Annotated in this window: 18 protein-coding genes and 2 pseudogenes; 2 read left to right on the forward strand and 18 right to left on the reverse strand. The window is 72.2% G+C overall.

Translation table 11 applies throughout. The annotated features are described in order from the left end of the window. Positions 1-45 precede the first annotated feature (45 nt). From HGK34_RS19300 to dacB, 16 genes are all read right to left on the reverse strand, one after another. On the reverse strand, positions 46-3,948 hold the full coding sequence (locus HGK34_RS19300) for a hydantoinase B/oxoprolinase family protein (RefSeq protein ID WP_201850453.1): 3,903 nt from the start codon (positions 3,946-3,948) through the stop codon (positions 46-48). Positions 3,949-4,115: 167 nt separating this feature from the next. Then, positions 4,116-5,798, reverse strand: coding sequence for an L-aspartate oxidase (locus tag HGK34_RS19305; RefSeq protein ID WP_201850455.1), 1,683 nt, complete (start codon positions 5,796-5,798; stop codon positions 4,116-4,118). Beyond that, positions 5,795-6,283, reverse strand: a complete 489-nt coding sequence (gene panD, locus HGK34_RS19310) for an aspartate 1-decarboxylase (protein WP_244666954.1) — start codon at positions 6,281-6,283, stop codon at positions 5,795-5,797. The genes HGK34_RS19305 and panD overlap by 4 nt, the downstream gene beginning before the upstream one ends. A 102-nt stretch (positions 6,284-6,385) precedes the next feature. Further along, positions 6,386-7,357 (reverse strand): pantoate--beta-alanine ligase, encoded by a 972-nt coding sequence (gene panC, locus HGK34_RS19315; RefSeq protein ID WP_372433164.1) that lies wholly within the window; start codon positions 7,355-7,357, stop codon positions 6,386-6,388. Then, complete coding sequence (locus tag HGK34_RS19320; protein ID WP_201850457.1) at positions 7,357-8,331, reverse strand: Rossmann-like and DUF2520 domain-containing protein; 975 nt, start codon at positions 8,329-8,331, stop codon at positions 7,357-7,359. The genes panC and HGK34_RS19320 overlap by 1 nt, the downstream gene beginning before the upstream one ends. Continuing rightward, entirely contained in the window at positions 8,328-9,824 is a 1,497-nt protein-coding gene (locus HGK34_RS19325; protein ID WP_307816109.1) for a PH domain-containing protein, read from the reverse strand. The genes HGK34_RS19320 and HGK34_RS19325 overlap by 4 nt, the downstream gene beginning before the upstream one ends. After that, positions 9,821-10,303, reverse strand: coding sequence for a PH domain-containing protein (locus HGK34_RS19330; protein WP_201850462.1), 483 nt, complete (start codon positions 10,301-10,303; stop codon positions 9,821-9,823). Before HGK34_RS19330 ends, HGK34_RS19325 begins: the two co-directional genes overlap by 4 nt. Positions 10,304-10,391: 88 nt before the next feature. Beyond that, the gene (locus HGK34_RS19335) at positions 10,392-10,871 is read right to left on the reverse strand and encodes a DUF3180 domain-containing protein (RefSeq protein ID WP_201850463.1); all 480 of its coding nucleotides are present in this window, start codon (positions 10,869-10,871) and stop codon (positions 10,392-10,394) included. Between the two features lies 1 nt (position 10,872). Further along, on the reverse strand, positions 10,873-13,443 hold the full coding sequence (gene folK / locus HGK34_RS19340) for a 2-amino-4-hydroxy-6-hydroxymethyldihydropteridine diphosphokinase (RefSeq protein WP_307816110.1): 2,571 nt from the start codon (positions 13,441-13,443) through the stop codon (positions 10,873-10,875). Continuing rightward, positions 13,440-14,420 carry a dihydropteroate synthase gene (gene folP / locus HGK34_RS19350; protein ID WP_201850504.1) on the reverse strand — a complete coding sequence of 327 codons (981 nt, stop codon included), beginning with the start codon at positions 14,418-14,420 and terminating at the stop codon, positions 13,440-13,442. The genes folK and folP overlap by 4 nt, the downstream gene beginning before the upstream one ends. Before the next feature lie 14 nt (positions 14,421-14,434). After that, on the reverse strand, positions 14,435-15,058 hold the full coding sequence (folE, locus tag HGK34_RS19355; RefSeq protein WP_201850465.1) for a GTP cyclohydrolase I FolE: 624 nt from the start codon (positions 15,056-15,058) through the stop codon (positions 14,435-14,437). Continuing rightward, entirely contained in the window at positions 15,055-17,070 is a 2,016-nt protein-coding gene (gene ftsH, locus HGK34_RS19360; RefSeq protein WP_201850506.1) for an ATP-dependent zinc metalloprotease FtsH, read from the reverse strand. Before ftsH ends, folE begins: the two co-directional genes overlap by 4 nt. Positions 17,071-17,231: 161 nt before the next feature. Then, positions 17,232-17,786 carry a hypoxanthine phosphoribosyltransferase gene (gene hpt / locus HGK34_RS19365; protein WP_201850467.1) on the reverse strand — a complete coding sequence of 185 codons (555 nt, stop codon included), beginning with the start codon at positions 17,784-17,786 and terminating at the stop codon, positions 17,232-17,234. 22 nt (positions 17,787-17,808) lie between these two features. Beyond that, on the reverse strand, positions 17,809-19,077 hold the full coding sequence (gene tilS / locus HGK34_RS19370; protein WP_201850481.1) for a tRNA lysidine(34) synthetase TilS: 1,269 nt from the start codon (positions 19,075-19,077) through the stop codon (positions 17,809-17,811). Positions 19,078-19,218: 141 nt separating this feature from the next. Further along, positions 19,219-20,301, reverse strand: coding sequence for an Rv3626c family coenzyme F420 biosynthesis-associated protein (locus HGK34_RS19375; protein WP_307816111.1), 1,083 nt, complete (start codon positions 20,299-20,301; stop codon positions 19,219-19,221). Positions 20,302-20,438: 137 nt separating this feature from the next. Then, positions 20,439-21,845, reverse strand: coding sequence for a D-alanyl-D-alanine carboxypeptidase/D-alanyl-D-alanine endopeptidase (gene dacB, locus HGK34_RS19380; RefSeq protein WP_201850490.1), 1,407 nt, complete (start codon positions 21,843-21,845; stop codon positions 20,439-20,441). Between the two features lie 248 nt (positions 21,846-22,093). Here dacB and HGK34_RS19385 point away from each other — a divergent pair, with 248 nt between their 5' ends. Further along, positions 22,094-22,591 (forward strand): inorganic diphosphatase, encoded by a 498-nt coding sequence (locus tag HGK34_RS19385; RefSeq protein ID WP_201850492.1) that lies wholly within the window; start codon positions 22,094-22,096, stop codon positions 22,589-22,591. 84 nt (positions 22,592-22,675) lie between these two features. Here the strand turns inward: HGK34_RS19385 and HGK34_RS23340 are convergent, their stop codons facing one another. Together HGK34_RS23340 and HGK34_RS23850 are read right to left on the reverse strand one after the other, a co-directional pair. Further along, entirely contained in the window at positions 22,676-24,199 is a 1,524-nt protein-coding gene (locus tag HGK34_RS23340) for a C40 family peptidase (RefSeq protein ID WP_201850493.1), read from the reverse strand. A 1,010-nt stretch (positions 24,200-25,209) separates the two neighbouring features. Next, positions 25,210-25,878: pseudogene (locus HGK34_RS23850) on the reverse strand (IS110 family transposase); the annotation flags it as partial. A gap of 219 nt (positions 25,879-26,097) precedes the next feature. On the opposite strand from HGK34_RS23850, the pseudogene HGK34_RS23855 reads away from it, so the two are divergent. Then, a pseudogene (locus HGK34_RS23855) lies at positions 26,098-26,637 on the forward strand (IS1634 family transposase); the annotation flags it as partial. Between the last annotated feature and the right edge of the window lie 182 nt (positions 26,638-26,819).

Consider the following 26,819-nt stretch of genomic DNA (forward strand, 5'->3'; position numbering starts at 1 on the left):
TCCGTCTCGGGGGCTCGGAGATGTGTATAAGAGACAGGGTGGGGGTCAGCGGGGTGGGGGGCCGAAGCCGCCGCCGCCCGGGGTTTCCATCACCAGGAGGTCGCCAGGGGCCAGCTGCACCGTGTCGCGACCGGCCAGGGGTTCGTCGTCGCCGGCCCCGCGGCGTCGGACGGCGTTGCGGCCCAGGGCACCAGGCAGCCCGCCGGCCATCCCGTAGGGCGGGACCACGCGGTGGCCGGTGAGCAGGCTCGCCGTCATCGCCTCACGGAACTCCAGGACCCGCACGACGCCGTCGCCCCCGCGCCAGCGGCCGGCGCCCCCGGACCCGGAACGGATCGCGAACTGGCGTACCAGCACCGGGAAGCGTGTCTCCAGCACCTCCGGGTCCGTGAGCCGCGAGTTCGTCATGTGGGTCTGCACCGCCGGCGCGCCGCCGAACCCGTCGCCCGCGCCGGAACCGGAGGCCACCGTCTCGTAGTACTGGTGGTCGGCGTTGCCGAACGTCAGGTTGTTCATCGTGCCCGACCCCTCGGCCTGCACGCCGAGCGCACCGTAGAGCGCACCGGTGATGGCCTGGCTCGTCTCGACGTTCCCGGCCACGACCGCCGCCGGGTACTCGGGCGAGAGCAGCGTCCGCGGCGGGATGACGATGTCCAGGGGGCGTCGGCAGCCGTCGTTGAGCGGGATGTCGTCGTCGACCAGGGTGCGGAACACGTACAGCACCGCGGCGACGGCCACCGAGGACGGCGCGTTGAAGTTGGACGCCACCTGAGCGGACGTTCCGGTGAAGTCGATCGTCGCCCGGCGGTTCTCGTGGTCGGCCCGTACCCGCACGGCGATCGTGGCACCGTGGTCGGTCTCGTAGGTGAACTCGCCGTCCGACAGGGCATCGACCACGCGGCGGACCGCCTCGGCGGCGTTGTCCTGCACGTGCCGCATGTAGGCCTGGACGACGTCGAGCCCGAAGTGCCGGACCATCGCCCCCACCTCCTCGACACCCTTCGCACCGGCGGCGACCTGGGCGCGCAGGTCGGCCAGGTTGGTCTCCGGGTCGCGGGACGGGTAGCGCGCCGAGGTGAGGAGCTCCCGGGTCTCCCGCTCCCGCATGCGGCCGTCGGCGACCAGCAGCCAGTTGTCGAAGAGGACACCCTCCTGGTGGATCTCCGTGCTGGTGGCCGGCATCGATCCCGGGGTGATGCCACCGATCTCGGCATGGTGACCGCGGGACGCCACGTAGAACAGGATCTCGTCGTCCGAGGGCACGGTGGCGCCCTCGTGGTTCCCGGCGGTGCCCGTGCCGCCCGGCACCTCCCCGGCTCCGACCCGGAACACCGGGGTGATCACCGTGACGTCCGGCAGGTGCGTCCCGCCGTGGAACGGGTCGTTGACCGCGTACGTCTCGCCGGGGCGCATCGTTCCCCGGCGGCGCGCGATGACCTCCTGCACCGTGGTGCCCATCGAGCCCAGGTGCACCGGCATGTGTGGGGCGTTCGCCACGAGGTTGCCGTCCGGGTCGAAGATCGCGCAGGAGAAGTCCAGCCGCTCCTTGATGTTCACCGACTGCGCCGTCGCCTCCAGGCGCGCGCCCATCTGCTCCGCGATCGACATGAACAGGTTGTTGAAGATCTCCAGCATCACCGGATCGGCCTCGGCCGAGACGTTCGCGTCCGCGCGCGGCACGGCACGGCGCACCACGAGATGCCCGGTGCCGGTCGCCTCCGCGCGCCATCCCGGCTCGACCACGGTCGTGGCGTTCTGCTCGGTGATGATCGCGGGCCCGGTCACGACGTCGCCGGGCACGAGCCGCTCGCGACGCCGCAAGGGGGCGTCGTGCCACTCGCCGCCGGCGAACATCCGCGCGATGTCCCGGTCCGCCGGAGTGTCGGGCGTATCCGTCGGGACCGCCTCCCGGCCCGGCGTTGCCGCGTGACGCCGGGCCTCGCCGGTCTCCCGTTCCGTCCCCGTCCGAGTCGCCGTCCGAGTCCCCGTCCGAGTCCCCGTCCCCGTCCGAGTCCCCGCCGGATCGGCCACCAGGCCGTTCCTGCCCGCCGACGACGGCGCCACCGCCTCGACAGCCACCGCGTCGGCGATCAGCGGCCGGTCCAGGAGGAACGAGTACACGCTCCGGTGCGCGGCCTCGAACTCGGCGACCATCTCGCCGACCGGATCCTTGCCACGACCGTCCTGGACCGCCCCGACCCTGAGCCCCACGGGCACGGTCGTGTCCGTTCCGTCGTAGCGCAGGTGGACGGTGCGGGTGACGACCACGTGGGGCGCGCCCTCCTCGTCGCGTGCGCCCTGCTCCGCGAGCTCGGCGCGGGCCGTCGCCTCCAGCGCGTCAACGGTCTCGCGCAGGCGGGGCAGCGAGTCGCCGGACAGCGTCACGCCGACCGACCGCTCCCGCATCACCGTGGTGTCCGCGAGCCCGATGCCCAGGGCGGACAACACTCCCGCCATCGGCGGCACGAGCACGGTCTCGATCCCGAGCGAGTCCGCGACGGCACACGCGTGCTGCCCGCCCGCGCCACCGAAGGTGGTCAGGGCGTAGCGGGTGACGTCATGCCCCTTGCGGACCGTGATCTTCTTGACCGCGCCGGCCATGTTCGCCACGGCCACCGCGAGGAACCCCTCGGCGACCTGCTCGGGCGTGCGGCCGTCGCCGATCTCGCCGGCCAGGTCGGTGAACTTCCGCCGCACCACCTCGACGTCGAGCGGTTCGTGGCCCCCCGGCCCGAACACCGCCGGGAAGCGCTCGGGACGCACCCGGCCGAGCAGCACGTTCGCGTCGGTCACGGTGAGCGGCCCACCGTTGCGGTAGCACGCGGGCCCCGGGAAGGCACCGGCGGAGTCCGGGCCCACGCGGTACCGGCTGCCGTCGAAGTGCAGGATCGACCCGCCCCCGGCGGCGACGGTGTGGATGTCGAGCATCGGCGCGCGCAGCCGCACCCCGGCCACCTGCGCGTCGAACACCCGCTCCAGCTCGCCGCCGTAGTGGGAGACGTCGGTCGAGGTGCCGCCCATGTCGAAGCCGATCACGTGGTCGTGGCCCGCGAGCTGCGACATGCGCACCATGCCCACGATCCCGCCGGCCGGTCCGGAGAGGATCGCGTCCTTGCCGCGGAAGTGGTGTGCCTCGACCAGCCCGCCGTTGGACTGCATGAACTGCAGCGGCACCCCGGTCAGCTGCCCGGCGACCTGATCCACGTACCGTCGCAGCACCGGTGAGAGGTAGGCGTCGACGACGGTGGTGTCACCCCGCGGCACCAGCTTCATCAGCGGACTGACCTCCGCGGAACGGGAGACCTGCGGGAAACCGACCCGCTGCGCCAGGTCGGCCACCTGGTTCTCGTGGTCCGGGTACAGGTGGGAGTGCAGGCACACGACCGCCACGGCCCGGAACCCGTCGTCGTAGGCGCGACGCAGCTCCGGTTCGACGGCGGCCAGGTCGGGTTCACGCAGCACCTCGCCTGTCGCGGTGACGCGTTCGTCCACCTCGATCACCCGGACGTACAGCGGCTCGGGCAGCACGATGTGCCGGTCGAAGATCCGTGGCCGGTTCTGGTAGGCGATCCGCAGTGCGTCGCCGAAGCCGCGCGTGACGAGGAGGACGGTGGGCTCGCCGGTACGCTCCAGCAGGGCGTTCGTCGCGACGGTCGTTCCCATCCGCACGGCCTGGATCGTGTCCGACGCCGGTCGCGGGGCGGGGCTGTCGCCGGCGGTCCGGGAGGCGTCGCCGGCCTGGCTCGACGAGCCGGCGACCGCCTCGAGCCGGGACGGAAGGCCCGCCCCCGCCTGCCGCAGGATCCGGTCGATCCCTGCGACGGCGGCGTCGTCGTACCGCTCCGGGTCCTCCGAGAGAAGCTTGTGCGTGCTCAGCGACCCGTCGGGGTGGCGCGCGACGATGTCCGTGAAGGTCCCGCCGCGGTCGATCCAGAACTCCCAGCTCATGCGCCGAGACTAGTCATCGCGCACCCGCCCTGCCGGGACCGTCCGTCAACTCCGTGTCGATCGGCCGGTGGGTCGGAGGCCTACCGGGCCCCCGGCCCCGCGACTGCGATATCGGCGTCGCGTGCCGCCGACATCGACGTCACCCCGGCGTGTCGGCCGACCCGTCTTCAGCGCACGCGCAGGCCTCCGTCGTCGTCGAGGCTGACCAGGACACGGCGTTCCCAGTCCGGGTCGCGCTTCGGGTGGTCCGCGCGGAAGTGGCCGCCGCGGGACTCCGTACGGAGCCAGGCCGCACGGGTCAGGGCGCGCGCCACCTGGTACACGTTCGTGGTCTCCCACTCCGCGGCCTGCGGCGCGGCGACGACCTCGGCGGCGAGGTGAGCGTCCGCCCGCACCGCGGCCAGGCGCTCGTCCGTACGGGCCAGGGAAGCGGCCGTGCGGATCACCCCGGACCCGTCCGACATCGCCTTCTGCAACCGGGACCGGGCCACCGCGGCGACCAGCGCGGTCCCGCCCGGGCGCTCCACCGGCTCCGGGGCGGTGGACAGGTTCCCCGCCGCGTACCGCTCCGCGACGTCCCGCGCGGCACGGTTCGCGAACACCAGGCCCTCCAGCAGGGAGTTGGATGCCAGCCGGTTCGCACCGTGCACGCCCGTGCAGGCGACCTCCCCCACGGCGTACAGCCCGGGCACCGACGAGCGCCCCATGAGGTCGGTCACCACGCCGCCCGAGTGATAGTGCTGGGCGGGAGCCACGGGAACCGGCTCCTCGGACCAGTCGATGCCGAGCTCCGCGAGCCGGCGCGTGATGGTCGGGAACCGCCCGGCCAGGAATGTCCTGCCGAGATGGCGCACGTCGAGCAGCACGTTGTCTGCGCTGGTCGCGGCCATCTGCCGGACGATGGCGTGCGCGACGACGTCCCGCGGCGCGAGCTCCGCCATCTCGTGCACGGCGGGCATGAAGCGATGGCCCTCGACGTCGAGCAGCAGTCCGCCCTCGCCCCGGACGGCCTCGCTGATCAGCGGGAGCTGACCCTTGGCGCCCGCGCCGAGCCACAGCACGGTCGGGTGGAACTGGACGAACTCCAGGTCTCCGACGGTCGCCCCGGCCCGCATCGCCGCCGCGATCCCGTCGCCGGTGGCGCCCGCAGGGTTGGTCGACGACCGGAACACCTGACCGATCCCACCGGTCGCCAGGATCACCACCGGCGCGAGGGCCGCCCCCACGCCGTCGCGGCTGCCCTCGCCCCGGACGTGCAAGGTCACCCCGGCGACGCGGCGTACGCCTCCGCCCGTCGGCGCGGACGTGAGCACGTCCAGGACCAGGGCGTGCTCCACGATCTCGATACCGGGGTCGTCGCGGACCGCCTCGATCTGCGCCACCAGTGCCCGCGAGACCTCCGCACCCGTCGCGTCGCCACCCGCGTGCACGATCCGGTCGGCCCGGTGCCCGCCCTCACGGGACAGCGCGATGTCGCCACCGGGCCCGGCGTCGAACACCGCACCCCGCGCCACGAGCTCCCGCACCCGTTCCGGCCCCTCGGTGACCAGGACCTTCACTGCGTCCGGGTCGGAGAGACCACCGCCCGCGACAAGCGTGTCCTGCAGGTGCGCCTCAGGTGTGTCCTCGGGATCGAGCACGGCGGCGATCCCGCCCTGCGCCCACACCGTCGAACCACTGGACAACTCCCCCTTGGTCACCAGCAGCACGCGCGGCACACGGGTACGCAGTTCGAGCGCCGCCGTCAGGCCGGCGATCCCCGAACCGACCACCACGGCGTCGACGCGAGTGGTCCAGCCAGGCTCCGGCGCCGCCAGAGCACGCGCGAACCGCGCGGCGGGGAGAATCATGCGCGACTCGGGGTGACGCCGTCGCCCGCCTCGTGGGCGAGCCGGCCCGCGGCGGTCCGCAGGAGACCCGCCTGCTGGTAGGGCTCGATCGGCAGACCGCTCTCGGTCAGGCCGTACCCGTCCGGAACGTGGCCGGGCTCGTCGCTCTGCTCCACGATCCGGTTGTGCTCGTCGACGAACACGACGTTCGGCAGGAACGTACGGGCGTCGGCGTCGGAGAGCATGCCGTAGCCGATGATGATCACGATGTCGCCGGGATCGACGAGATGTGCGGCCGCGCCGTTGATGCAGATCTGCCCGGAGCCCGGCTCACCGGGAATCACGTAGGTGGTCAGCCGGGCGCCGTTGGTCACGTCGACGACGTCGACCTGCTGCCCCGGGACGAGGTCCACGGCGTCCAGCAGATCGGAGTCGACGGTGATGGATCCCACATAGTGCAGGTCGGCCTGAGTGACCGTGGCGCGGTGGATCTTGGCGATCATCATCGGCCGCTGCAGCGATGCCGGACGGCGCACCGGCGCCCGGTGCGGGGTGTCGTTCACGATTCGTGCCTCCTGGAGGACGGCGCCGCCGCACCCTCCGATCACCTACGTGACCTGCGGCGACACCTCGACAGCCTGGTTGTCGATCAGTCTGGTCGTGCCCACCCGCGCCGCCACCAGGAGCAGGGCGGGACCCAAGTGGTCATCGGGCACATCGTCAACGGTAATCGGATCCACGAGTGCGAGGTAGTCCACCTCGACACCCTCGGTGGCGTTCAGGACCTCGGACGCCGCACGCCGCACCTCGGCCGCACCCCCGGCACCGGCCTCCGCACCCGCACGCAGCGCACGGGACAGCGCCAGGGCCCGCTCCCGTTCCTCGTCGGAGAGATAGGCGTTGCGCGAGGACAACGCGAGACCGTCCGAGTCACGCACGGTCGGGGCACCGACGATCTCGACGTCGAGATCGAGATCGGCGACCATGCGCCGCACGGCGAGGAGCTGCTGGGCGTCCTTCTGCCCGAACAGGGCCACATCCGGGCGCACCAGGTGCAGCAGCTTGAGCACCACCGTCAGCACACCGTCCATGTGCCCCGGCCGGAACTCCCCCTCCAGCACCTCGCCGATCCGCCCCGCCGACACGCGCACGATCGGGTCGCCGTACGGATAGACGACGTCGGGAGCCGGGGCGAAGACCAGGTCGGCCCCCACGGACGCCAGCTTCTCCACGTCACCTTCCAGGTCACGCGGATAGGCGGCCAGGTCCTCGCCCCGGCCGAACTGGAGCGGGTTCACGAAGATCGTCACGACCACCTGGCCGTTCGCCCCGGCCTCCGCGCGCGCCCGGCGCACCAGCTCCAGGTGCCCCTCGTGCAGCGCACCCATGGTCATCACCACTGCCCGCCGGGCGGGGCCGTCACCGCCTGCCACACTGCTGATCGGAGCCGACATCGTCCAGCGCACCAGCGCCTCACGGAGGGCCTCACGCGTGTGAACGACCACCGGGCGCGCACCAGCCCCGGCAGCACCGCCCTCCGGCCGCTCGGCTGCCGGCATGTCGTCGGTCGTCGACCTCATCAGTGCTCTCTCCTCTCCGCACGGGCCCGGTCCAGGGCGTCCAGCAGCGCGCTCGCCGCCGCATCGTCGATGCGGCGGGCCGCCAGGGCACGGCGCGTCGCACCGCGGGCGAGCTCGGCATAGCCGGCCGGGATGTCGGTCGCGCCGGTCCGTGCCGCCAGGTCTGCCAGCGCCTCGGTGTGCCGTTCGACGGTTCCGACGTCACCTCGCGACACGGGACCCGTCAACGCGCTGACGGCTCCGGGGCCGTCCTCCCCCGCGACGTCCGCCGCGCGCGTCGCCGACTCCAGGGCCGCGCCCAGCAGCGGCGCCAGCACCCGTCCGGGCATGGCGATGCCGGCCTCGTGCAGCGCCTGCGCCGCCTGGGCCACGAGCACCACCAGATGATTCGCGCCGTGGGCGAGTGCCGCGTGGTACAGGACGCGGGCCTCCTCCGGCACGATCACCGGCTCCCCACCGATCTCCACCACGAGCGCCTGCCCGATCGGCTGCACCGCCGCGGGCGCCGTCACGGCGAACGTGCAGCCTTCCAGCCTGGACAGGTCCAGGGAGGTCCCCGTGAACGTCATCGCGGGATGGATCGCGAGCGGAATGGCGCCGGCGGCACGGGCAGGCTCCAGCACCGCCGTCCCCGCCGCCCCGGACGTGTGGACGACGAGCTGGCCCACCTGCCACGCCCCGGTCTCCGCCAGGCCGGCCACCAGCGGCGCCAGGGCGTCGTCGGGCACCGCGAGCAGCACCAGCTCCGCCCGCTCCACGACCTGCGCCACCTCGCACACGGGCACGCCGGGGAGAAGCGCCGCGATGCGTTCGCGCGACGCCTCGGAGATGCCACTGGCACCGACGACGGTGTGTCCCGCGGCTCGCAGCGCGCTCCCGAGGACCGCGCCGACGCGTCCGGCGCCGACGACGCCGACCCCGAGTCGGCCCGGCCGGCTCCCGGACTCCGCGGCCGGTTCAGGTGGTGTCGTCAACGGGGGTCCTCCATCCAGCGTTCGGGTCCTGCGTGGGCGCGCGCCGTCCGGGCCCGCGCCGACTGCTCCTCCAGCAGCTCCGCCGCGTCCGCGGCGGCAAGATGATGTACGGCCGGGCTGACCGGCCCCGGCGTGGAGTGCACCTCGAACGAGGCGACCCCGAGCCGGCGCTGCACCGGCCCTGCGGCGATCCCCAGGGACTGCGTCCGCTCGTGCGGCACCACCGCCAGGGCTCGGCGCAGCCGTCCGCTGCGCAGCAGCAGCGCCCGCCCGGTCACGGCATAGCCCTGCCGGCGCCAGCCCACCGGGTCCACCCAGACCGCGTTCCGCGGACTGCCGGTGAACGGCCCGGCGGTCCGGGAGTCGCCGGTGAGGCCCGCATCCAGGACGGCGCGGGGGTTGTCGGAGCCCAGGTCCGGCAGCACGAGGGAGAGGACCGTCAGTGCCTCGTCCCGGGTGCCGACCGGCAGGAGCACATTGGTGGTGCCCGAGCCGCCGTCGGATCCGTACCCGGCGACGTTGACCTCGACCCGCCACCAGTCGCGGCTCCGCCACAGCAGGCTCTGGGTGATCGCCACGGCCTGCACTCTTCCGGGCGGGATCGTCTGCGCGCGCGTCTCGAGCAGGCCGTGGCGCAGCCGGATACCGTCCGCGCTGATCGCGATCCGGAACGCGAACTCCGTGGAGAACCGGTTGAAGAGGTACCCGCCGATGCCGATGAACGGCGCGATCACGGCGAACACGATCTGCGGCGTGCCGGTGACGACCACCGTCGCCACCAGCGCAGCGATGAACAGCACGAAGAAGATCGTCACGCTCGTCCGCAGCAGGGAGGCGATCAGGCGTCCCATGGGAACCTCGAGGACCGGCTGGGCGGGCGCCTCCGGCGCGGCGAGGTGCCGCTCCTGGGGCGCCTGCGCGTCCGCCACGGCATCGGGACCGGGCAGAGCGGGGGCGACGACGGTGCTCTTGAGGCCGGCCGCGCGCGCCAGCAGCTCGTTGCGCAGCTCGTTCGCGTCGGCGTCGCGCAGGTAGCCGATCGCGATGCCGGAGTCGGAGCCACCGGCCACCTCGAGCTTGAGCTCGCTCAACCCGAACAGCCGGGCCACGAGCGGCTGTCTCACGTCCACGGCCTGCAGGCGGTCGAGACGGGCGTGCCTCTGCTGCTTGAACACGACGCCGCGGCGCAGATGCACCGTCTCCTCGCCGACGGCGTACGTCGTCATCCGCCAGGCGAGCAGGGCGAAGCCGAACCCGACCAGGCCGATGAGGAGCAGCCCTGTCGGCACCGTCCACCAGAACGGGCTGGTGAGCAGGCCGACCACGCCGCGGTCGTCCGGGCCGCCGTCCAGCGTCTGCTGCCCGATGATGAAGATGGCACCACCCACCACCGCCCAGCCCCTGACCATGGGCGTGACCGGGTGCACGCGGCGCCAGCGCAGCCCGGCGTCCCGGTCCGGCACCACGTCCGACGCGGTTCCCGGCGCGTTCACAGACCCGCCAGCCGGGCCTCGCCGCGGGAGGCGAGACGGTCTCGCAGACGTGCCGCCTCCTGGGGCGGCAGGCCAGGGATCTGGGCGTCGGTACCCACCGACGCCGTGTGCAGCTGGACCTTCGCCAGGCCGAGCTTGCGGTCCAGCGGGCCCGCCTCCACGTCCACGTACTGCATGCGCCCGTAGGGGACCACCGTCAGGGAACGGAACAGGATCCCCTTCCGGATGAGCAGGTCGTCCTCCCGTTCCGCATAACCGATGGCGCGCACCTGCCGCGGTACCACGATCGCGGTCCACACGAGCATCGCGGCGGCTACCCCGGCAAGCAGCCAGAACCAGGGCGAGACGGTCCCGGCCAGGACCGCTCCGGCCAGGACCGGGACGGCGAACGTGAGCGTCGCGGGAATGAGGCGCGCAGCGGTCAGGCGGGTCGAGACCCGGCTCCAGGTCACGTCGGCCGGGTCGAACGGGCTGGTCATGTTGTCATCCTCGCACGACGTCAACGGTCTCGGAGGCATGGGTGACCGGCCGGCCCCACCGCTCCGGCCGACTGCCCACAGGCCCACGTCAGGCCGTCGCCGTGGATCCGTTCGTGTCGTTCTCCTCGCCGTGGGACGGCGGCAGCTGGCAGAACCTCTCGACCACCAGCCCCACGACGGACAGGGCCACCGCACACACGACGGCGACGATCGCCGCTACCGCCTTGTCCCGGCGCGGCTCGATCGCGAGGTCCGGGAGCACGAGCAGGACCTGCGCGAGGTACCAGCCGCCGAGCAGCGCCCCGGTCAGGGCCGCCGCCTTGGCCAGGACGAGCGTACGAGCCGCCCGGAGGCCGTCCAGCGATGGCCTGTCGCCCTTCTGGTAGGAACGCACCGTCCAGCCGAGCCGGAAGACCACCGCTGCGAGCACCACGATCGCCACGTCGACGAGCCACGGCACCGTCGGCAGGTACACGCCGTTGGCCTCCAGCGCGCGCAGCACGGGCCAGCCCACGACGGCGACACCGCCGAGGACGGCGACCAGGCTCAGGATCGAGGTGCGTCGCATCTCAGCCGCGGTGTCCCGGCTCGTCGGACCGGACCGGGGCCCAGGCGGGGCGGTCGTCGGCGGGCTGGGCACGCTGCTGCTCGTTCGGCACCGGGTTCACCGGCGCGAACGGAACGTCGCCCGGCTGCGGACGCACCGGCGCGAAGACCGGGTGACCCGGGTCGACGGGAACCTGCTCCGCCGGGAGTTCGTGATGCGCCGTCTCCCGGACCGCCGACGGGACGAGCGGCGCGGCCGGCGGCGTGTGCGGCGCACGCGCGGCAGGATGATCGGCGGCGGACACGTGCGGGGCGGGAACCATCGCCTCCTCGGGAGGAGGCACCGCACCGGACTGCTGCGCCTGCGGCTGCTGCCCGGAATCGGGGCCGAAGCCCTGCGGGTGCGCCGCCCGGGCCGCGTCCTGCGGCTGCTGGAACGAGTCCTGCTGCCGGAACGGACTCACCTGCTGCGGATACGGGTCGACCGGGCCCTGGAGCGGCTGACCGGGTCCGCCCTGGACCAGCTGGTCGTAGTGCGACCGGTCCTGACGGAAGGCCTGGTCCGGAGCCTGGTCCTGCGCCGGCGGGGCGGGCTGTTGCTGCGCCGGCGGGTCGTACGGGCGGTGCGACGCGGTCGGCTGGGGCTCGACGTCGCCCGTCGGGTCGGCGCCCGAGTTCGACTCGGTCAGCCAGTCGAGCGCGAGCCAGCGAATGCCCTGCCGGTCCTCGGCGGTCGCCGCGAGCTGCGCGACCGGCCCCCCGCCCAGGCCGGGCAGCACCGCGTCCGGATCGAGCTGTGCCCAGGGCTCCAGCACGAAGGCCCGCTCATGGGCCCTCGGGTGCGGCACCTCGAGATCGTCCGCGGCAGCCGTGAGCGGCCCGTACGTGATGATGTCGATGTCGAGCGTGCGCGGCCCCCAGTGTTCCTCACGCGTGCGGCCGTGCGCGTACTCGATGGCCTGGCAGGCCTGCAGCAGGGCGCGTGGCGCGAAGCTCGTACGTGCCACGACGACCGCGTTGAGGTAGTCGGGCTGCTCGGGTCCGCCGACGGCCGCCGTCCGCGCCAGCGGGGAGACGTCGGTGATCTGAAGGCCCGCGATGCGGTCGAGGTCCATCACGGCCGCGCGCAGCGTCGCCTGCGGGTCACCGAGGTTCGCGCCGAGCGCGAGCACGACCTCGACAGGCTCGGCGGGCACCTCGTCCAGACGGTCCTCGGGCGCCTGCCCCTGTGCGACCGCCCCCGGCTGCTCGGCGAACGCCTCCTGGGGCCCGCCCGCGAACGCCGCCTGCTGAGCCTGGTCGGCGTAGGCGACCTGCTGAGCCTGCTCGGCATAGGGCACCTGCTGAGCCTGCTCGGCATAGGGGACCTGCTGAGCCTGCTCGGCATAGGGGACCTGCTGAGCCTGCTCGGCCTGGGGCTGCTGGGAGAAGTCGGGCTGGTACGCCCCGACCTCAGGCTGGTACTGCTCCGGCTCGTACTGCTCCGCCTGGTACTGGTCCCCCTGGTACTGCTCGGGCTCGTACTGCTCCGCGCCGGCGGAGTCCGGTGCGTGGTCCTCTCCCGTCGGCGCAGGCGCGAACGCGGACGCCTGCGCCGGATCCGGCCCGGGGGCGTAGGCGGGGCGGCGAGCCGTCGACTCGTCGTCGGCGGGGCGGGCGGGAGCGTCGGCGTGAGGCTCGAAGGCGGGCGCGGCCTGCTCCGTCGGAGGAATGCCGTCGATCAGGCCACCATCCTGCGGGTACGTCCCGACGGGATCGACCTCCGGCGCGGCGGGCTCGTGGTCCGGGACTCCGGCCTGTTCGCCGGTCTGCACGTCCGGCACGAACGCGGACGGCTGCGCCTCGAACCCGGCCGCCGGGGTGATCTCCGGAACCACGAGGTCCGCTGCGGGAACGGGCACGTCGGCGGCCACGGCCTCGGCCGGCTCGGCGAAGGCCTGCTGCTCGGGGTAGGCCTGCTGCTCAGGGTAGGCCTGCTGCTCGGTGGAGAGTCCGGCATGGTCGGTGGTGACGTCGCCGATCGGCGCGGTCAGCGGATCCACGGCCGACGGCCGGGCGGCCTCGTGAGGATCGGCGTACTCCCCGGCCCGGTCGGAGCCTGCCTCGTCGGTGACCGGTTCCGGCAGGTGCGGCGGGTCCGCAGGCGCCGTCTCGACCGCGAACGGCGTCGGCCCCACCACGGGCGGTGCCCCGAGGCGGTCGCGACGGATCGCGACCTCGACATCGGTGAAGGAGACCGGGATCGGCGCCTGCGGCTTGTGCACCTGCACGTCCACGGCCTGCACGGTCGTGTGGCCCAGCGCGGCGGCGGCGATGCGCTCGGCCAGCGTCTCGATGAGGTCGACCGGCTCGCCCACCAGGATGTCGTGCACCTCCTGGGCCACGTCCGCATAGCTGACCGTGGCACGCAGGTCATCGCCCCGAGCAGCCGGGCGGGCGTCGATGTGGAGCACGACGTCGGCCCGGAACTCCTGGCCCGTCGCACGCTCCGACTCCAGCACGCCGTGGCGGCCGCGTCCGTTGACTCCCGTGATCCGGATCTGGTCCAGTGGATGTCCATCCGGACCCGGCACCGCTCCCGCAAAGTTGGTCACCGTGGGCTCCCCCCGTGATCGTCGCACGTCTGAGAATCCTGCCAGGTCCGCGCAAGTCCCCCAGCACGCGATTCACCCACTGTGAGAGAATCCACGGACTTGTCCGTGAAGTCTCCGGCAGCCTTTCCCCAAGCAGCAGCAACACGCACCGCGTCGGCGGAGGCACGGACCGCGTGGACCCGGACACACCACGCGCCCGCTGCCGCGGAGAGGGCGGACACCGCGGCCGTCGCATCGTCACGGGCACGGGGAGGCGCCGGATCGCCGTCGGGCCCGGCCAAGAGGTGTCCCAGGAACCGCTTGCGCGACGCCCCCACGAGCACCGGACGGCCGAGTCCGCCGAGCGTGTCCAGGTGGGCCAGCAGCGGCCAGTTCAGTACCCCTGCCTTGGCGAAGCCAAGCCCCGGGTCCAGCACGATCTGCGCAGTATCCACACCTGCCCCCACCAGAGAATCCATGCGGGCGGAAAGTTCATCACGAACCTCGGCGACGACGTCGTCGTACGTCTCGAGGCGGTCCATCACGTCCGAATGACCGCGCCAGTGCATCGCGACGTAGGGGACGCCCAGCTCGGCCACCGTGCGGGCCATGGCGGGGTCGGCCAGCCCGCCCGAGACGTCGTTCACGATGCGTGCGCCCGCTGCCACGGCGCGCTCGGCGACCGCGGCGCGTGTGGTGTCCACGGAGACGATGGCTCCGCGCTCGGCGAGAGCTTCGATCACGGGCAGCACACGTGCCAGTTCCTGGTTCTGCGGCACCCGGCCGGCGCCCGGCCGGGTGGACTCGCCGCCCACGTCGAGGACGTCGGCGCCCTCGCCCAGGAGCTCGAGCCCGTGCGCGACGGCCGTGTCCGGTTCGAACCACTCGCCGCCGTCGGAGAAGGAGTCGGGCGTCACGTTGACGACGCCCATCACCAGTGTGCGCTCCGCACCGGACAGTTCCGGCAGCCCCGCTACCTCCGCGTCGCGCGCGTCCATGGTGGCGCCCATCGTCACTTCCCGATGATCAGGCTCATCGCCTCGGCGCGTGTCACGGCGTCGCGCATCTGCCCGCGCACGGCCGACGTCACGGTCCGCGACCCCGGCTTGCGCACGCCGCGCATGGACATGCACAGGTGCTCGCACTCCACCACGACGATCACGCCGCGCGGCTCGAGGATCCTCATCAACGAGTCGGCGATCTCACTGGTCATCCGCTCCTGCACCTGCGGGCGCTTCGCGAACACGTCGACCAGCCGAGCCAGCTTGCTCAGCCCGGTGATGCAGCCGTTCTCGTTCGGGATGTACCCGACGTGCGCGACCCCGTGGAACGGCACCAGGTGGTGCTCGCAGGTCGAGTAGACCTCCATGTCCTTGACCAGGACCATCTCCTCGTGACCGAGGTCGAACGTCGTGGTCAGCACATCGTCGGGCTCCTGGCGCAGCCCCGCGAACGTCTCCGCGTAGGCACGTGCCACGCGCGCCGGGGTCTCCTTCAAGCCCTCGCGGTCCGGGTCCTCACCCACCGCGACCAGCAGTTCCCGGATCGCCGCCTCGGCGCGAGCGGCATCGTACGGCGGAACGTCCGCCGCGTGTCGCCCCGCCGAGGCCACGGGTGTGACGGGACCGGACGTCATTCCGCGACCGCCGGGCCGTCGGGGGCCTGGTCCTGGACGATGCCCGCCTCGGTGGAGGCGGACAGGCCGTTCCGGGCCGCCTTCTCGGGCATTGCCACCGGGCCACGCGTGTGCACGGTGCGCTGTTCGCTCGAGAGCCAGACGTCGCGCGCGTCACGCTTGGTGATCGGCGCGAAGACCTCCTCCAGCTCCTTCTGGTTCAGCGTCTCCTTCTCCAGGAGCCGCAGCACGAGGTCGTCGAGCACGTCGCGGTACTCGGTGAGCACCTCCCACGCCTCGTCGTGCGCGGCCTCGATGAGCTTGCGCACCTCCTCGTCGACCGTGCCGGCCACGGCCTCCGAGTAGTCGCGTTCGTGGCCGTAGTCCCGCCCGAGGAACGGCTCGCCGTTGCTCGACCCGAGCTTGATGGCTCCCACCCGCTCGCTCATGCCGTACTCGGTGACCATCTTCCGGGCCGTGCCGGTCGCCTTCTCGATGTCGTTCCCGGCGCCCGTGGTCGGGTCGTGGAACACGATCTCCTCGGCAACGCGGCCGCCCATCGCGTAGGCGAGCTGGTCCAGCAGCTCGTTGCGGGTGACGGAGTACTTGTCCTCCGTGGGCATGACCATCGTGTAGCCGAGCGCACGTCCGCGGGGCAGGATCGTCACCTTGGTCACCGGGTCGGTGTACCGCATCGCGGCTGCCACCAGGGCGTGTCCGCCCTCGTGGTACGCGGTGATCTTCTGTTCCTTGTCGTTCATCACGCGAGTGCGCTTCTGCGGGCCGGCGACCACTCGGTCGATGGCCTCGTCCAGGGCACGGTCGTCGATGAGCTGAGCGCCGCTGCGTGCGGTGAGCAGGGCCGCCTCGTTGAGCACGTTGGCGAGGTCGGCACCGGTGAAGCCCGGCGTCCGGCGGGCCACCGCGTTGAGGTCGACCTCGTCGACCATGGGCTTGCCGGCCGCGTGCACCCTCAGGATCGCCTCGCGGCCCTTGAGGTCCGGGGCCTCGACGGCCACCTGGCGGTCGAAGCGGCCCGGGCGCAGCAGGGCCGGGTCGAGGATGTCGGGCCGGTTCGTCGCGGCGATCAGGATGACGTTGGTCTTCACGTCGAAGCCGTCCATCTCGACGAGCATCTGGTTGAGCGTCTGCTCGCGCTCGTCGTGCCCGCCGCCCATGCCGGCACCGCGGTGACGGCCCACGGCGTCGATCTCGTCGACGAAGATGATGGCCGGGGAGTTCTGCTTCGCCTGCTCGAACAGGTCGCGCACGCGAGAGGCACCCACGCCGACGAACATCTCCACGAAGTCCGACCCGGAGATCGAGTAGAACGGCACGCCCGCCTCGCCGGCGACGGCCCGGGCGATCAAGGTCTTACCGGTACCGGGCGGACCGTAGAGCAGCACGCCCTTGGGGATCTTCGCCCCGACCGCCTGGAACTTGGCCGGCTCCTGCAGGAACTCCTTGATCTCCTGGAGCTCCTCGACCGCCTCGTCGACGCCCGCGACGTCCTCGAACGTCACCTGCGGCATGTCCTTGCTGATCAGCTTGGCCTTGGACTTGCCGAAGCCCATGACCCGGTTGCCACCGCCCTGCATCCGGGACAGCAGGAACCAGAACAGCAGGCCGATCACCAGGAACGGGATCAGAACCGAGAACATCGAGCCCCAGAAGCTCGGCTGAGGCACCTCCGAGTCGTACCCGAGCTTCGGGTCCGCGTCACTGACCGCCTTGGCGACCTCGGGGCCCTGCGGCTCCACGTAGAAGAACTCGACGCTCTTGCCGTGATCGACCTCCTCCTGGTCCTCACCTTCCTTGGCGGTGAAGTCCTTGGAGAGTTCGAGCTGTACGCGCTGCTCGCCGTCGACCACGAGCGCCTTGGTGACGGTGCTCCCGTCCAGGAGTTCCATACCCTGGGCCGTGGTGATCCGCGAGACCTGCGGCTGCAGCAGCGAGGTCAGCGCCAGCGAGAGCACGACGAGGGCAAGGATCACCCAGATGATCGGCCCGCTCAGAAACTTCTTGATGTTCATCGGTGACGGGGCGAGACCCCGCATCCCTCCGCTCGAGGCAAGTGTTGTCCTTTGAAACTACACGGAAACCCTGAGGGTTCCCGACGCGTTTCGCCGAGAGCGCGACCGCGCCCGGAGGCGCCGTCGGGGCGCACCTGGCGGCGTGCCTGTCCGGCTCTCGGTCAGCCGCCGTACACGTGCGGCGCCAGAGTGGCAACGAACGGCAGGTTCCGATAGTTCTCGGCGTAGTCGAGGCCGTAGCCCACCACGAACTCGTTCGGGATGTCGTAGCCCAGGTACTTCACCTCGACGTCGGCCTGCGCGGCGTCCGGCTTGCGCAGCATGGCAGCGATCTCCACGGACTCGGGGCCGCGTGACTTCAGGTTCGACACCAGCCAGGACAGCGTCAGGCCGGAGTCGATGATGTCCTCGACGATGAGCACGTTCCGGCCGCTGAGATCCGAGTCCAGGTCCTTGAGGATGCGCACGACGCCGGAGGACTTCGTGCCCGACCCGTAGCTCGACACCGCCATCCAGTCCATCGTGATGGAGTGGTGCAGGCGCCGAGACAGGTCTGCCATCACCATGATCGCGCCCTTCAGGACGCCGACGAGAAGCAGGTCACGGCCCGCGTAGTCCTCGTCGATCTTCGCCGCCATCTCGTCCAGCTTCTTGCCGAGGTCCTCCTCGCTCAGGAGGATCTTCTCGAGGTCGGTGCCGACGTCGGACTGGTCCACTGCTCGCTCCAGGGTTGGTGATCTAGGCACGCTCAGCGCGCAGGAAAAGCCTGCCACACGCGCGCTGCACCCGGGCGCCACCCGGAAGATGGACGGGACCCTGCCCGTGCCACGCGACGACGAGCGCGTCGACCGCCTCGATGTGCCGCGCCGTGGTGGGCGCCACGGTGACCTCGTGCGCGGCGAGCCGCAGTGCTCGGCGCCGGACGGCCGCGGGTGCGGCCCGCAGCACAGTGATGTCGAGCACAGGGCCGGCGGCGGGGTCGGCATCGGCATCGGCATCGGCGCCAGGTTCGTCGTCGGCGCCAGGTTCGTCGTCGGCGCCAGGTTCGTCGTCGGCGCCAGGTTCATCGTGTGGTCGGGGGTTTGGCGTGTGGTCGGTCAAGTGATTGACCGACCACACGCCAAACCCCCGACCACAGGCCGAGGCGGCCGGTGCCGCCGACGCGCCCGAGTCGTCCGGGTCGACGACACGGGCGCGGGCCAGGAGGGTCTCCGCGAGGTCGTCGAGCGCGGCCGCGTCCTCGCCGAGCTGGGCCGCGGTGCGCGACAGGGCCTCCGCGACACCGGGGCCGAGCACCCGCTCCAGCACCGGCATCACGACGCCGCGAACCTGTGACCGCAGTGGCACACCGTCCGGCTCGCGGGCCGTCACGAGGTTCGTCGGGTCCACCCAGTAGTCGAGGCCCGACGCCGCGCAGACCGCCTCCGTCTCCGTCCGTCGCAGCCCGAGGAACGGCCGCCGGAACCTCCCCCGCGCGGCCGGCATCCCCGCCAACGACCTCGCGCCCGCACCGCGGGCAAGTCCCAGAAGCACCTGTTCCGCCTGGTCGTCGAGAGTGTGCCCGAGCAGGACGAGCTCGGCCCCGGCCTCGTCAGCGACCTCCTCCAGCACGGCGTACCGGGCGTCACGCGCCGCCGCCTCGGGCCCGCCGTTCCCCCGCGCGCGCCCGGCCCGGACCGGGCGCGCGCCGTCGTCCCGCGTGGCCCGTCGCACCACGACGGGGTCGAGACCGAGGCCACGGCATTGCTCGGCAGCCCGCGCGGCCACGTCGTCGGATCCCTCCTGCAAGCCGTGGTCGACGACGACCGCCCCCGCCCGCGCGCCGTGCGGGCGGGATCGCACGGTCCGTCCCACGCGGGGCGCCTCGTACGCCAGCGCTGCCGCGAGCGCGAGGCTGTCTGCGCCGCCGGAACAGGCCACGAGGACCAGAGCATCAGGGGGCAGTCCGGCGAGGGCCGTGCGGACGGCGGCCCGCGCCCGCCTCACCGCCGGGTCTACGGCCGCCATCTCACCACCGTCCCGGCCAGCACTGCGGCTACCTGTCGCCGGGCACCACGCACGCTTCCGCCTGTTGCCGGGCACGACGCGCGCCCCCGCGCGCGAGCAGGGAGCGGGCTCCCGACGCGCTGCCCGACACGAGTTCCGGGCTCAGCCATGGACGCGGCGAACCCAGGCCCGAGGGTCCGAGATCTCGCGCGCGCTCGGGAGGTTCGCCGACTCGGCCCAGACGGCGTTGAGCCCGTCACGGCCGACGGCGCGTTCGACGGCCCGTACGAACGCCGCCCCGTCGCGGTACTGGGCGAGCTTCGCGTCCATGCCGAGGAGCCGCCGGAGCACGACGTCGAACGCGGGCCTGCCCTCGCCGTCGCGCCGTCGCTCGAAGCGTGCGCGGATGCGCCGCACCGACGGCACCACGGACGGCCCGACGGCATCCATCATCACGTCGGCGTGGCCTTCGAGCAGGGCCATGACGGCGGTGATGTCGGCGAGTGCGTCCTTCTGGTCAGGGGTGAGGAATCCGTCCACGAGGGTGTCGCCGCGTTCCCGCAGCGCGTCCAGGAGCGCCTTGCCGACGACGGCGATCTTGCGGTCGATGCGGGCCCTTGCGAGCTCGGCCGAGGTGCGGGTCAGTTCCGTGACGAGGTCGCGGGTGCGGCCGCGGAGGTGGTCCGCCATCCACGGGGCGGCGGCGAACTGCCAGGCGTGGGTCTGCTCGTGCAGGCACACCCACAGCCGGAAGTCGCGGGCCGGGACGCCCATCGAGGTCTCCGCCTGGAGCACGTTCGGCGCCACGAGCAGGAGGCGGCCGGGCCCGCCGCCAGGCAGGTAGGGGTCGAACTGCCCGAGCACACGCCCGCTGAGCAGGGCGAGCACGGCGCCGACCTCGGCGGCCCCCGCCACCTGGACGGCGGGCCCGAGAGCCGGCGGGACGATCTCCTCGATGCCGTCGACCATCGTGGCCATCGACTGCGTGTTCGCACGCGCCCAGGACGCGCGATCCACCACCACGACGGTGGCCGGGTCCGCGGCGGGCGCCATGCGCGTGACCTCCCGCACGTGCTCGACCGCCGTGTCGGCGGCCTCTCGCAGGCCGCCGACCAGGTCGTGCAGCTGTCCGCGCGGCGCGACCGGGCCGGGCGGGGCGAGCCGGGCCGCGATTCGGGCGGCTGCGGGCCAGTCGACGGCGGGCTCGGTGGCCGGTGTCGACGACGTGTGCGCGATAGCCTTCACTGCTCCACCGTAGGTGATCCGCGCCACCGCGACGGACACCGGATGCGCCTTCGACGGTCACCGGGTGACCGGCTGAACCGCGTACCCGCCCGGGCCGTCGTCGACAGGGCGGCCCGGCAGCCTCAGCCCGGCGTCTCTCAGCCGGACGCGGGGTAGGCCGCGAGTGAGCCGACGAAGTCGTCGTAGATCGGCAGTGCGTTGCCCGCGTAGTCGGGGATCGAGTCCGCGAGCACGACGAACACGAGCTGGCGCTGGTCGGCGGTGACGACGGTGCCGGCCAGCGCGCGAGTCTTGCTGAGACTCCCCGTCTTGGCCCGCACCAGGCCGCGCGCGGGGTTGTCCCCCGTGAACCGGTCGTAGAGGGTGCCGTTCAGCCCGCCGACGGGCATCCCGACGGCGACGTCGCGGAGGGTGGGGTGGGCGGGGTCGATCGTGAGCTCGACGACGTCGGCCAGCTGCCTCGCGCTGAGGCGTGACCCCTCTCCGAGCCCGGAGCAGTCCTTGAGCTCGGCACCGTCGAGGTCGACCCCGAGGCCGGCGACGGCGGCCTTGACCGCGTGCGTCGCCGCCTCGGTGGAGCCGGGTTCGCCCGCCTGGACGGCGACGAGCCTGCCGACCACCTCGGTCAGCGTGTTGTTGGAGGTGTGCAGGAAGAACTCGGTGATCTCGGAGACCGGCGCGGACCGCACCTCACCGACCTTCTCCGCGCCGTCCGGGGCGACCCCGCGGACGACGCCGGAGACCTCGATCCCCTGATCGCGCAGTCGGTCGGCGAAGATCGTGCCTGCCCGCATCGCCGGGTCGGGGGACCAGGGCCCGTTCGAGCTGTAGGAGTCGCCGGCAAGCCCGATGTTCACGCCGAGCGGCGCGGCGATGCCGATGTACGCCTTGTTCGCCTTCTCCACCGCAGGGGCGATGCCAGGGCCGGTGAAGAGCGTGTCGTCGACCGCGACCCGGACCTTCTTCGTACCTGTGGCATCCAGCGCGCCCGCCACCTGGTCCGCCAGGTCCCCGAGCCCCGCGCGTCCGTTCACCTCGCCGGGCCTGCCCTTTCCCGCCGCGAGCATCATGTCGCCGCCGCCGACGAGTGTGAGGGTGTCGTCGCTGCGGACCACGGTGGTGGCAAGGGTCTTGTCCGCCAGGGGGGAGGACAGCGCCGCCACGCCGGTGAGGAGCTTCTGCGACGAGGCTGGGGTCATGGGCCGGTCGTCGTCCGCGGCGCCGAGCGTCTCGCCCGTGATGGCGTCCTCGACCACGACGCCGACCCGCGAACCGAGCTTCTTCTTGGCGACGAGATCGGCCACCCGGCTCTCGATGTCGGTCGGGTCCGGAACGGGTGCGGACTGCGGCAGCACCGGGAAGACGGTCTCGGGAGGCGCGGCCTCGACGGCGCCGGGCGCCGTGGGGAACGGCGCGGCCTGGGGCCATGGTTCGGCGGTGGTCAGCATCCCGGGGACGACGTCGAGCGCGTCGAAGGCGAGGTATCCCCCCAGCAGCCCCAGCAGCACCACGACCACAGTGCCCGGCCGCGCTGACCTGGTCATCGGCTCCCCCTCATCATCACACTGGACCCACGGCCAAGCATATGGGAGGCAAAGTCAGTACAGGACCGGCCCACCCGGCCCGTATTATGCCGAACACAGCGAGTGGGACTCGCCACATGTTCGCCCCTCGGATCAGTCGGCACACCCGCCCATGGCAGACTGGACCAGCGCGGCCCCGCCGCGCCAGCCAGCCGCACCGGGGCGCCATTGCCTGGAGCGACCCCATTCGACGAAGTGGAGCACGAGGCGTGGAGTTCGACGTCACGATCGAGATCCCCAAGGGCCAGCGGAACAAGTACGAGGTCGACCACGAGACCGGGCGCATCCGCCTCGACCGCATGCTCTTCACCTCCACGCGCTACCCCGACGACTACGGCTTCATCGAGGGCACGCTCGGCGAGGACGGCGACCCTCTGGACGCGATGGTCCTCCTGGAGGAGCCCACCTTCCCCGGCTGCCTGATCAAGTGCCGGGCCCTGGGCATGTTCCGCATGCGCGACGAGGCCGGCGGCGACGACAAGGTGCTGTGCGTGCCGACCGGTGACCAGCGCGCGGCCTGGCGTCAGGACATCGACGACGTCTCGGACTTCCACCGCCTGGAGATCCAGCACTTCTTCGAGGTGTACAAGGACCTGGAGCCCGGCAAGTCCGTCGAGGGCGCCCACTGGACCGGCCGCGCCGAGGCCGAGGCCGAGATCGAGCGCTCGTTCCAGCGTGCCAAGGAGACGGGCTACTACAAGCACTGAGCGGGCTCGAAAGGCAGAGCCGGCTCGAAGCACCGGGCCGGCTCGCCGACGGGCGCTGAGCCCGCTCGTCGCGGGCAGGCCGGCTCACGGCCTGCCCGCGAACGCCATCGCCCCCGACAGTCGCAGTGCGGTCTCCCGCAGGGGCACCCCAGGCATGACGGCCTCGACCATCCGGCCGCTCCCGGTGTACATCGCCACGTGGTAGATGCTCTGCGGGTCGGACAGGTTCGTCCCGTAGAAGATCAGGTCGCCCGGCCGCAGCTGGTCGTAGCCGATCTTGGCCACCGCCACGTACTGGGAGCGTGACGTCCGGGTGATCCACGTTCCGGCGTACCTCCACGCCTCGGACGTCAGACCGGAGCAGTCGTACGCCGCCGGGCCGCTGCCACCGAGCAGGTAGGGCGAGCCGATCTTGGCGAGTGCCCAGCCGACAGCCGCTTGCCCCTGCGCGGCGGTGCCCGCCCAGGAGACCGGGACGTCCGGTGCGGGCGGATCGGGGACCGGATCGGGTTCCGGCTCAGGCTCCGTTCCCGGATCGGGCGCCGGGCCGTCGCCGGACTCCTGGCCCGGGTCTGGCTCATCGCCGGACTCCTGCCCCGGACCGGTGGCGCCTCCCGAGCCCGGATCCTGCCCGCCACCCACCGAGCCGCCGTCGGCGGAGTCACCCGTACCACCTGGTGCTGTACCGTCACCGCCGGGGTCCCCGCCCGTGGCCGCGCCGTTCCCGGCAGCCTCCGCCTCCGCCTGCGCCGCCTCGAGCGCCGCCCGCGCCTTCGCCTCCCGCTCGGCACGGGCAGCCACGGCGCGCGCCTCCTCGCGTGCGCGCTCGATCCTGATGCTCGTGCTCCTCAGGTCCGCGAGGCGCTCGATCAGGGCGGCCCTGTCCCGCTCCGCGGCGGCTGTGCGTTCCCGCAGGTCGACGACGGCCTGTTGCGCGGCCTCGTAGGCAGCCTCCGCCTCCGCCTCCGCATCGGCACGTGCCTCGCGGGCCGCCGACCACCGCGCGTCCGCGGATTCCGACGCAGCACGAGCGTCCGAGTACTCCGCCAGAGCCGCGGCCAGCTTGCGGCGGACCGCGCGCTCGGCCGTCGCCTTCCCGATGAGGTCGTCGACGTCCTTCGCGTTCAACACCACCTCGAGCGAGCCCAGGGCGCCGCCGGCCGCCCCGGACCGCTGTGCGGAGCGGTACACGGCGGCGAGCGAGGCACGCGCCTTCGCCGCAGCCTTGCCCGCCTCCTGCGCAGCCTGGCGGGCCTCCCGGACCTCGTTCTCCGCGGCCTTCAGCGCGGCGACGGCATCCTCATGATCCGTGGCCGCCATCTGCACGCGGATCTGCGCGTCCTCCAGCTCCCGGCGCAGGCCCGCCAAGGCTGCCTCGGCCTGCGCGACGTCGAGCTCCCCGCCACGCACCGCGTCGCGCGCGTCGGCGGCCTCCTGGGCCGAGGGCCCACCCGGCCCGTCGACATCGTCGGCCGTGGCGACCGGACCCCACGGGAAGACCAGCACGATCACGAGGACGACGACCGCGAGGGCACGCCAGCCCAGGTGGCCGACCCGTCCTCGCCCAACACCCTGACGGAGCCGCCGCCCCGCCGGCTGCCGAACCATGACGGACTTCGTGCTTACGATCTCCGAGGCCATGCTCACCCCCTGCTCGGTCACACGGACACGGCACCCGCCCTGATGCGCATGTCTCGTGCACAACGGCGTGTCGCCTTGCACATAACCTTCACCTGCATCAGGTTCACCCGACTTCTCCGATCTCGCACGCCGAAAGAGCTCTCGTCCGATGTCTGTGGACAGGGAGGACACGTCGTGGCGGGAGATCTTCGCGGGGCCGAGGGGCTGGAGCGGAGGACCTGCTGGACGCCGCCGGGCGAGCCGAACACGGGTCACCGGAGTTGCCGTCGGCGCGGCCTCACGCCGAGGACGAGGCGAGATGACGTCTACTCTTGACGACGCTGCTCGGCGGGGAACACGAGATGGTCGCCAGCCCCCTTGCGAAAGACACGCCAGGACTCACGCTCGCGAGACAGGAACGGATACGTCTCCACGCAGACGCTTCCCTGGAGAGAGACTGCCAGGGCTCCTACCTCATCAATCGGTCCACTACCGGAAAAGAGTCCGTTGAGCCGTCTTGCCCTGGCGTCAAACCTGAGTTTGGTCATCTCGGCGGGATTCGCGGGACGGCAGGTGGCTGAGAACCGCGCCCGCGACGTCATCGACGGCAAGAAGGCCGCCAAGACCACCCAGTTCGTCACCACCCGCGCCGGGACCCGTCGGCTGGACGAGAAGGCCCTGGCCAGGGCCCGGTCACTGGCCGGACGGGTTGTTCGGCTGGAGTGGTCCTCGCGTGCGGTGTGGACGCTGATTCCGCGTAGGCACCCCAGCCGGCGCACCAGCGGGGTGTAGGGGCAGTCGGCGGCCGTGATCGCGATCTGCTTGTCGAGCCGGTCCCGGCGTGCGGTGACGGTCAGGACGGCGTCGTAGTCCGAGTCGAACGTCACCACACCCAGGCCCGGCGCGAACCGGGGGCGTACCTCGGTGCGCAGCCACCGGTCGTGCCGGCCGGTCCAGGGTGATCCGCCGGAGTAGACGATGCCGTGACGCAGCAGCAGCTTGGACAGTCGGTGCCGGGCGCGCATCAGATCACCCCGGGCGTCCTCGCGAGCACGGACCAGGTCCCTGGCGGCTTCCTGTTCAGGGCTCGGGACCGCGACAGGGGTCAGATCGTTCAGGCGCAGCAACCGCGCCAGCAGCATCGCGTCCCTCGCGTCGGTCTTGACGCGGTCCCCGGAAGGGCGGGCGATCTTCGATGGCGCGGCGACCACGCAGCTGATCCCGGCCTCGGTAAGTACCCGGTAGAGGCCGAACCCGGTCGGGCCGGCCTCGTAGGCCACCGCGACCGGGCCGGGTAGCCCGGTCAGCCACGACAGCACCTGCTCGTGCGACGGCGACAGCTTCGCGCGGAACAGCTCACCCGTGACATCGTCGATCCCAGCAGCAGCGATAGATCGTGCGTGCACGTCGAGCCCAACGCTCGTACGCTCGGTAAACATCGGGGCCTCCCACACGTGTCGGCAAGGCCGGGCAGCGGCGTCTACCCGGCAACCCGCATCCAGTGTGAGCGGGGCCCCGACCTCTGACCAGGCAGGTCCCACACATCTCGGGGATCCCGCCGCTCCGGGACGACCGTGCGGGCAACGCGACGGACTCAAGGCCGGCCCGCAGGGCCGCCCCGCAGGGGCCGAAGGGCCTTGAAACCGCCGCACGAGCCCGCACACCATCCGGACCAACGGCGGGACCCCGCAACGCGAGGTTCACTCCATACCGTCTAATCGGAGTGGTGGTCGTAGCGTCGCGGGGTGGTGTCGTTCATACGAGATGTCCCGACCGCTTCGGGCGCTCGGGCGGTGCAGATCGTGCACAAGCAGGGCCGGGCCGTGGTCGGGATCGATCACATCGGGTCCGCGCACGACGACGCCGAGCTCGCGGCGTTGCGTCGGGTGGCCGCTGAGCGGCTGCATCATCCCGGTCAGGGTGTCCTGAACCTGGACGATGGCGCTGTTGGCGAGGTGCCGGTGGTCGAGGAGGTTCGTGGTGGGGTGCGGATGGTGGGTTCCCGCTCGCAGATCTTGTGGGACGTGCTGGAACAGGGCCACCGCGATCTCGGGTTCGACCGGCTCGGGGACGAGGTGTTCGCCCAGGTCGCCTTGGCGCGGATCGTGGAGCCGACCTCGAAGGCGGACACGATCCGTGTGCTGGAGGACCTCGGTGTGCGGGTTCCGGCGTTGCGGACGGTCTTCAACGCGCTGGGCCGGTGTCGGAAGCGTGACTACCGGGCCCAGGTCAGTGCGGCGTGCCTCCAGCACGCGACCAAGGCTGCCGGCGGGCGGCTCGGGTTGATCATGTACGACTGCACGACGTTGTGGTTCGAGGCCGAGCACGAGGCCGCGCTGCGCAAGGTCGGGATGAGCAAGGAACGACGCGTCGATCCTCAGATTCTCGTCGGGCTGCTCGTGGACGCGGGCGGGTTCCCGCTGGCGATCCACTGCTTCGAGGGAAACAAGGCGGAGACCAAGACCCTGATCCCGGTGGTCAGAGCCTGTCAAATACGTCGTGTAAACGGTGGGCGGTTTTCAGTAGGTCAGGTAGGGGTTCATGCGTTCGGGGTAGGCCACGGCGAGCTGGGCGAGGGCCTGCTTCCAGTTCGTGGTGACCTGGCCCT

This window comes from Myceligenerans indicum (assembly GCF_016742955.1).
Taxonomy (GTDB): Bacteria; Actinomycetota; Actinomycetes; order Actinomycetales; family Cellulomonadaceae; genus Myceligenerans; species Myceligenerans indicum.

Excerpts from the sequence above, each read along its gene's own strand:
- HGK34_RS19300 (WP_201850453.1), bottom strand. The coding sequence starts at position 3,948 with ATGAGCTGGGAGTTCTGGATCGACCGCGGCGGGACCTTCACGGACATC.
- HGK34_RS19305 (WP_201850455.1), bottom strand. The coding sequence starts at position 5,798 with ATGATTCTCCCCGCCGCGCGGTTCGCGCGTGCTCTGGCGGCGCCGGAG.
- panD (WP_244666954.1), bottom strand. The coding sequence starts at position 6,283 with ATGATGATCGCCAAGATCCACCGCGCCACGGTCACTCAGGCCGACCTG.
- panC (WP_372433164.1), bottom strand. The coding sequence starts at position 7,357 with ATGAGGTCGACGACCGACGACATGCCGGCAGCCGAGCGGCCGGAGGGC.
- HGK34_RS19330 (WP_201850462.1), bottom strand. The coding sequence starts at position 10,303 with ATGACCAGCCCGTTCGACCCGGCCGACGTGACCTGGAGCCGGGTCTCG.
- HGK34_RS19335 (WP_201850463.1), bottom strand. The coding sequence starts at position 10,871 with ATGCGACGCACCTCGATCCTGAGCCTGGTCGCCGTCCTCGGCGGTGTC.
- folP (WP_201850504.1), bottom strand. The coding sequence starts at position 14,420 with ATGGACGCGCGCGACGCGGAGGTAGCGGGGCTGCCGGAACTGTCCGGT.
- folE (WP_201850465.1), bottom strand. The coding sequence starts at position 15,058 with ATGACGTCCGGTCCCGTCACACCCGTGGCCTCGGCGGGGCGACACGCG.
- ftsH (WP_201850506.1), bottom strand. The coding sequence starts at position 17,070 with ATGAACATCAAGAAGTTTCTGAGCGGGCCGATCATCTGGGTGATCCTT.
- tilS (WP_201850481.1), bottom strand. The coding sequence starts at position 19,077 with ATGGCGGCCGTAGACCCGGCGGTGAGGCGGGCGCGGGCCGCCGTCCGC.
- dacB (WP_201850490.1), bottom strand. The coding sequence starts at position 21,845 with ATGACCAGGTCAGCGCGGCCGGGCACTGTGGTCGTGGTGCTGCTGGGG.
- HGK34_RS23340 (WP_201850493.1), bottom strand. The coding sequence starts at position 24,199 with ATGGTTCGGCAGCCGGCGGGGCGGCGGCTCCGTCAGGGTGTTGGGCGA.